Origin of the sequence: Alkalimonas cellulosilytica, assembly GCF_036325985.1 — a bacterium.
Lineage (GTDB): Bacteria > Pseudomonadota > Gammaproteobacteria > Enterobacterales > Alteromonadaceae > Alkalimonas > Alkalimonas cellulosilytica.
Map to the genome: position 1 here is coordinate 1 of NZ_JAUHLI010000038.1, position 6,929 is coordinate 6,929.

The 6,929-nt window shown below is 47.8% G+C and carries 6 protein-coding genes and 1 pseudogene; 5 read left to right on the top strand and 2 right to left on the bottom strand.

The genetic code is table 11. From position 1 onward, the window contains the following. Nucleotides 1-460, top strand: a pseudogene (locus tag QWY20_RS18345) (hypothetical protein); the annotation flags it as partial. Nucleotides 461-484: 24 nt separating this feature from the next. Then, nucleotides 485-1,186 (top strand): Sir2 family NAD-dependent protein deacetylase, encoded by a 702-nt coding sequence (locus QWY20_RS18350; protein ID WP_330130429.1) that lies wholly within the window; start codon nt 485-487, stop codon nt 1,184-1,186. Nucleotides 1,187-1,189: 3 nt separating this feature from the next. Here the strand turns inward: QWY20_RS18350 and QWY20_RS18355 are convergent, their stop codons facing one another. Continuing rightward, on the bottom strand, nt 1,190-2,206 hold the full coding sequence (locus QWY20_RS18355; protein ID WP_330130430.1) for a helix-turn-helix transcriptional regulator: 1,017 nt from the start codon (nt 2,204-2,206) through the stop codon (nt 1,190-1,192). 635 nt (nt 2,207-2,841) lie between these two features. Here QWY20_RS18355 and QWY20_RS18360 point away from each other — a divergent pair. From QWY20_RS18360 to QWY20_RS18370, 3 genes are all read left to right on the top strand, one after another. Next, nucleotides 2,842-4,428 carry an AAA family ATPase gene (locus QWY20_RS18360; protein ID WP_330130431.1) on the top strand — a complete coding sequence of 529 codons (1,587 nt, stop codon included), beginning with the start codon at nt 2,842-2,844 and terminating at the stop codon, nt 4,426-4,428. Nucleotides 4,429-4,574: 146 nt separating this feature from the next. Further along, the gene (locus QWY20_RS18365; RefSeq protein WP_330130432.1) at nt 4,575-5,243 is read left to right on the top strand and encodes a hypothetical protein; all 669 of its coding nucleotides are present in this window, start codon (nt 4,575-4,577) and stop codon (nt 5,241-5,243) included. Between the two features lie 16 nt (nt 5,244-5,259). Continuing rightward, nucleotides 5,260-5,934 carry a hypothetical protein gene (locus tag QWY20_RS18370; protein ID WP_330130433.1) on the top strand — a complete coding sequence of 225 codons (675 nt, stop codon included), beginning with the start codon at nt 5,260-5,262 and terminating at the stop codon, nt 5,932-5,934. Between the two features lie 457 nt (nt 5,935-6,391). On the opposite strand, the gene istB is transcribed toward QWY20_RS18370, so the two are convergent. Then, nucleotides 6,392-6,929 (bottom strand): IS21-like element helper ATPase IstB (gene istB, locus QWY20_RS18375; protein WP_330130434.1); only part of this gene is annotated, 538 nt, incomplete at its 5' end.

The window sequence follows — 6,929 nt, forward strand, 5'->3', positions numbered from 1 at the left end:
ATGCCTCAACAATGGCGAGCTTCGTTATCTGGATGAGGCCGAGCTGCGCGAACAGGTGTATTATCCTGCAATAGGCTTAGAGTGGGAGCAGTTATGGGAGCATGCGGCCAACTGGTATGCCAAAGAGCATATGCGCTACCGGCTGTGGGATCATCATGCCATAAAGGCCGCCATGTCGTATCTTTTCGTCGCATGCGATATGGATGAGCTTCCCTACGATGCGGAGTTAAGAACTGAGCCGGCTATGACGCAGGATGACTTTATCGATTACCTGAGTGAAAGCCTGTTGGACGTACCAGTAGTCAATGGTGAAGAGCTGGCTTATCCTGTGGTGGGATTGGGCAAGCCAGTGTTCTTGGGTGAGTATTTGCCTTTGCACTTAGTCTGTGAACAAAGCCGGCTGGCCTTGTACGAAGCGTATTTGTCGTGGTTGCAGCCGTCAGCAAAAACAAAGAGTTAATCTAAGAAGATCGCCGGAAAAGCCATGCAATCTAAAAAAGAAAAAATCGTTGTGATAAGCGGCGCTGGTATCAGCGCCGAGAGCGGCCTGGCTACCTTTCGGGATGCCGATGGTTTGTGGCAAAAATACGCGGTTGAAGAGCTAGCCACGCCAGAGGCTTTTGCTGCCAACCCAGAGCTGGTGCATCGCTTTTACAATGCACGGCGTAAGCAAGCCGCTGCAGCCAGCCCGAATGCGGCTCACCTTGCCATTGCCAGTTTGGAGCAGCACTATCAGGTGGTGGTGATTACGCAGAATGTGGATGATTTGCATGAACGAGCCGGCTCCACACAGGTCATTCATTTGCACGGCAAACTCTGCGAAGCTCGCAGCAGCCTCAACCCAAAACTGGTGGAGTACATCGGCGATGTGGAGTTAACCGAGCACGATACCGCAGCCGATGGTTCTGCCCTTCGCCCCAACATTGTGTGGTTTGGTGAAGAGGTCCCCGCCATGATAACGGCGATAGAAGAGGTGGAAAGTGCCGATAAAATTCTGGTGGTGGGCACCTCGTTGCAAGTCTATCCGGCTGCCTCCTTGCTGTCTTACGCCCACTACAAGGCGGAAAAAGTACTGATTAATCTGGAGTCACCTGGCTTTGTCAGCGAGTACCGTTTTATGCAGGGAAAAGCAGCCGCAGAAGTGCCGAAACTGGTGGCTAGCTGGCTTGGCCAATCCGCTATCTAACTCCTACACCGTGCTTTGATACTGCTGCATGGCCTTATTCAGCCGCTTAATCAGCCGCTCGCGCAGCGATGCGGGTGCTATGACTGTAAGCGAACTGCTTTGCATCATCAGCCATAAATCCAGCTGGATGCCACTAGACACGGTAGCGGTAAGCCGGTAGCTTTCACCTTGGCATGGCTGCAGCGTCATATCATGCGATAACGGAGTTTCCTGCAGCAGAGTTACCAAGTCGCCACGCACCTGCGCTTCCAGCTTAATTTGCTCGCCCTCACTAAATTGCATGGCGCCGCTGGCAAGATAGTCTTGCAACTTAAAGTCTGCAGGACGAATGGCCTCTTCGTCGCACAAGGTTGCCGATTTAAATCGGTGCAACACGAAACGCAGCGGATCATGGTAGGGCACACAGCTGGCAATCAGGTAACTGACAGCACCGCGCTGCACCAATGCCAGTGGATTTAACCGGTAAGACTTAGGTGCATTGTGATGCGGCGACATATACAGCGCATCCAGTTGTTTATCGCGCAGGAGTGCATCCTGAATACTTTCCAACAAGACAGCATCGACCGCCGGCGGCAGTAGTGCCATCCCGGGTTCAACCACCGCCACCTTATCCAACCAGGCCGCACCAGGTGCATCCTCCTGCAGCGCGCGCAGCTTATTGTGCGCCTGCATAAAGCGCGAGGTCAGCGGCTGCAGCATGGAGGAGGGCACCACAAAACGCAGGCTTTGCTCCACCAACTGCAGGCTGAGTGCATCCATCAGGCTGATCCCTGGTAAATCCAGCGCGGTATTTTGCATCCAATACCAACCGTAGGGCGTGCCTTTGTCGTTGCATTGCAGTGGGAAAATACCAGAGAGCATCTGCAAATCGCGCTCCACAGTGCGCTTGGTCACGGCATAGCCACGATCGTGTAATTGTGCCGTTAATTGCCGGGCTTCTGCGCCAGGTGGCCTAGCTGGCAGTAGCTGCAACAACTCCCAAAGCCGGCTGATGGTTTGCGCACTTTTAGCTGAAGACATGCTGAACTCCTTCCAATGTATGCTTTGTTATAACGGTTAAGTTGCATGATAGCAATTGACTGCGACGCAATGTGTCGCAAATGGGCATTATCATCACCTTTTAGCTGTAACAGGAGATTGTTATGCCAGCAAAGATGTATTTAGAGACAAAAGACATGACGACCGTTGACGATTTTTGTCAACTACGTGTGCCTGCAATTTGCAATGTTTGGGCTTATAGAATTGTGCTTGAATTAAATGGGCTTAAAAAGTTACTTCCGAATCAGCATGGTTATTCTGATTATGATTTAGCACAATCACTGGGCTTAGACGCCGAACCAGAACATTACAAGTCATTGACTGAAGTTAGAAACGCGCTTAAGAAAAGCTATCGAGAGTATTTGTGTCAGTATTCAATGCAGCTACCTCCAGTCATGGAGCGCAACCTAGTTGCAGTTGGGAAGATTGCCAAACTAAATAAAGTAGAGCGTGACATTTTGGCATTCTTGCTTTTATCGAATAGCACTCAGCTTTTGTTTGATGCGCTCGATTTACTAGGTCCCGTAGTGAAGTATGAGCTTGCTCCAATATTGTCAGTGATTTTAAAACACCCAATTGAAACAGTACGAGCTGCCTTGTCACAGAGCAGCGTGTTAATGCAATCCGGGCTTGTGTTTTACAGCAACTATTCTTCAGCTAATGTCCATAATCATTTTGAGTATGTTAGCAGTCATTTACCAGACTTAATGATGGCACCGTTGGATGATCCGATAGCACTGTTGAAAGAGCTAATTGCTCCAAGCAAAGCGCCATGTCTAACCGAAAAGCACTATCAGCATATAAACGAGCAGGTTACGTTATTAAAGCGTTACCTTAAGCAGACTTTGAAGCAAGGTGCTGTAGGGGTCAATGTATTGTTGTATGGGCCGCCAGGTACCGGTAAAACCCAACTATGCAAGGTGCTGGCGAGCTCCTTAAATCAGGTACTCTATGAAGTAAGTTGTTCGGATTATGATGGAACACCAGTTAGTGGTATGGCTCGGCTTAAAGCCGCGCGGGCTGCTCAGTTGTTTTTGGCCACTGGTAACCACATTCTGTTGTTTGATGAAGTCGAAGATGTGTTTCAACAAAATCCGTTTAGCCGTTCAGGGTTGTCGGAATGCAAGGGCTGGATAAACCAGTTACTGGAAAACAATAAAGTACCGACATTTTGGGTAAGCAACAATATTAGTTCGCTTGATAATGCTTACATCCGCCGTTTTGATATGGTGTTGGAGTTGACTGTGCCCCCAGCAAAGCAGCGCGCAGAAATTTTACAGCAAACAAGTGATGGGTTATTAAGCAAGGAGGAGGCTTTGGCATTAACCCGACATAGGCAGCTGTCACCTGCAGTTATTACCAGGGCCAGCAAGGTGGTGCAGATGCTTGGCAGTACCACTGGCGAGACCGCCAAAAAGCATTTTCGCCAGTTAACCGAAGCGACCCTTAAAGCGCAAGGGTGCAAAGTCGGGCCGGGTACCGGAATGGTTAGCAATACCTTGTATGATCCAACACTTACGCAAGCCGATTGCGATCTGAATGAACTGACCCAAGGTTTGCAGCAAGCTGGAGCAGGGCGTTTGTGTTTGTATGGCCCGCCAGGCACCGGCAAAACCGCCTTCGGTCACTACTTGGCCAAAACCATGGGCAAAGAATTGCTGGTAAAAAGAGGATCCGATCTGATCTCCTGTTGGGTTGGCGCCACCGAGGAAGCCATCGCCAAGGCTTTTGAAGAGGCAACCGTCAATGACAGTATCCTGCTGATGGATGAAGTTGACAGCTTCTTGCAAGAACGCAGCCGGGCCAGAAACAGCTGGGAGATCACTGGTGTGAATGAAATGCTGACTCAGATGGAAGCTTTCGAAGGCATTTTTATTGCCAGCACCAACCTGATGCACAATCTGGATAAAGCCGCATTGCGTCGTTTTGATTTAAAAGCCTGCTTTGGCTACCTCAAACCGCACCAGATTGCGTCCTTGTTCAGGCGTTACAGCAAGAAAATGGGTCTAACCCAGTGCAAAGAAGCTCTGGATAAAGCAACCAGGCTCAGCAAGCTCACACCCGGGGATTTTGCTGCCATAGCCCGACGCCAGCGTTTTGCGCCCATGCAGCATGCCCGTGAACTTACCCAAGCTCTTTTGGCAGAGTGCGAGCTGAAAGACGATGAAGTTTCACGGCCAATTGGCTTTGTTACCACGCAGTGAGCAAGTCGGCTGCTTTTGCCAACAGTAGTTATTTTCCAAGCGAAGTACCTTGCGCTATGCAGAGCGTTTCGCAGGATAAAAGCTTGCCATTGGTCTAAGCTCTATGGCAATAATAGGCACAGGCTAAAAGGACGGAGCAAAACACCATGCCAATAAAGGAGTTAAGCTACGAGGCATTAAAAACCCGACATCGGGAAGAGCGTGCATTTTATCCATTGAATTTATCACTACGGGTGCATCGGGCGCTTAGCTGGCTGCAAAAAGCAGAGCATGCAAGAACGGCCAAAGACCATGACACCGAGTTTATTTTTTACTGGATAAGCTTTAACGCCGCTTATGCCAACGAATTTGCGGATGGCGAACGTATGGCTGAAGAGCAAAGCTTTCAGGCATTTCTTGGCAAGATTGTCGAGCTTGATACTGAAAATCAACTCTATGACCTCATCTGGCAGCAGTTTAGCAGCAGCATTCGTTTGCTTATGGACAACCGTTATGTGTACCGGCCGTTTTGGGACTTTCAACGAGGCCGGCTTAGCGAAGACGAGTGGCTACAAAGCTTTAAAGCCTCCAAAGCAGCTTTGAACAAAGCGCTGGCAGAGAAGAATGTGCCACTGGCTCTTGGTTGCATTTTTACCCGGCTTTACACACTTCGCAATCAACTCATCCACGGTGGTGCCACGCACAACAGCAGCGTAAATCGCGAACAATTAAAAGATGCATGCAATCTTTTGCAACACCTCATCCCATTGATCATTGTGTTGATGATGTCTGCGCATCAGCAGTTATGGGGCGAGGCGATTTATCCGGTGGTTTAATTAGAAGGTACCTAAAATGTCAAACACGATAGTTTCTATTTCAGAACAAGCTTTTTTTACAATAGTTACTGCAGCACTTGAAGCTTATAAAGTCGATCATTCAAAGTTAGAAGATGGCTCAGAAATCCGCTTGGAAACCTTCGGCAATCTATGGGGGCATGAAACCTTTACTAAAAGCGACTCCATTGTTTACCACGTGACTTATGCTGATGTTTCTACATCAGCCTCAAGAGAAAAAAGCTCTGTTCTTCCGAAAGATGAAGCCTACGAATTAAAAAATCAGTTTGTTGAGTATTTATTTCCAGAGTTAAAGTTTTTGGGAGACTATCACAGTCATCCATACAGCAAGGATGACGATGTCAGAACCGAGCTGGATCTTGAACGCAATGAACTCCATCACTTTTCGCCAGCAGACTTCAAGGTAGTTAAAGAAGAGCAAGAGAATGGCAAAAACTATCGCGTTGGTCTTGTGGTAACCGTCTTTGAACGTGATGAACAGGTAGAAAGAAAAGATGCTTGGATGGACGAAACCAGCTGTGTGCGTTTTCAATATGAAAGTTTGACCATTTGGATAAAATCGTATGTTTGGGCAGGGGATGAATTTCGCAGACGTACAGATAAAAAAGTGACGTTAGTATGTCCTACTATCGGTTTTTCTTTGCGAGAAATGAGAGTGGCAGATCTTGTGTAGAGGGCTAAGGTGAGATGCTAAGCTTCGAGAGCAATTTACCTTAGCATCTTCAATCATGTTTAATTTATCAAAACGCATGCCGCTGCACTTCAGCTAAATTAACCACCATGATCAGCTGTCGTTATGGGCTAAGTAATGTTAATTGAGTGATTTAGCCACCGTCCTTCTTGGTAGGCTGAATGCAGCAATCTCCTCTAAACAGCATTGAAGACATGTTAGCCATGGCAACAACAAGCAACAACGTAAGCACCCAGTGATTACATCTAAAATTTACTTATCATGCATCATATTTATCACTGTTTCTAACTAACAGAGAGTCTTGAATCCTTGAATTAAAACAACTAGATCATCGCAGGGTCTTTTCGTCTGAGTTCAAATTGCGCATTCTGATTTATGTGAACACCGATTCTGGTGAATGTGAACACCCAGTATTTCCCGCATTGGGCTCAGCTCTGTTTTAACCTAGGTGTTCATTTTCAGTCAACTCTGATGTGACTTTTCGCATCGATTCCCCCTTTAATTTTAATCTGTGAGCGTTGTGCATTAACCTGTCTAGGATGGCGTCGGCCAGCGTGTTGTCACCAATTGCCTGATACCATTCCTCTGTTGGTAACTGGCTTACCATAATCGTTGACGTTAGCTGATGCCGATCATCCATGATCTCCATCAGATCGTTCCGTTGTGCCGCTTTCAACGGTTCTAGCCCCCAATCATCCAAGATCAGGATGTCGTATTTTGCCAGCTGCTTTAATGCCTTACTGTAACTGCCATCTGCTTTGTGTTGACTAAGCGCCATCAGTAATCGCGATAGCCGGTAATATTTTGCGCTATGACCTTTTAAGATGGCGGTATGTGCCAGGGCACACGCAAGGTAGGTTTTACCGCTGCCACAAGGGCCGGTGATTAATATGTTCTGATGTTTCGTTACCCAGCCGCAGCTGAGTAAACCTGCTATCACGGATCGGTTTAAACCGCGCGGCTGTTCGTAATTAATA

Coding starts and splice junctions, on each gene's coding strand:
- QWY20_RS18365 (WP_330130432.1), top strand. CDS start 4,575: ATGCCAATAAAGGAGTTAAGCTACGAGGCATTAAAAACCCGACATCGG.
- QWY20_RS18355 (WP_330130430.1), bottom strand. CDS start 2,206: ATGTCTTCAGCTAAAAGTGCGCAAACCATCAGCCGGCTTTGGGAGTTG.
- QWY20_RS18350 (WP_330130429.1), top strand. CDS start 485: ATGCAATCTAAAAAAGAAAAAATCGTTGTGATAAGCGGCGCTGGTATC.
- QWY20_RS18360 (WP_330130431.1), top strand. CDS start 2,842: ATGCAATCCGGGCTTGTGTTTTACAGCAACTATTCTTCAGCTAATGTC.
- QWY20_RS18370 (WP_330130433.1), top strand. CDS start 5,260: ATGTCAAACACGATAGTTTCTATTTCAGAACAAGCTTTTTTTACAATA.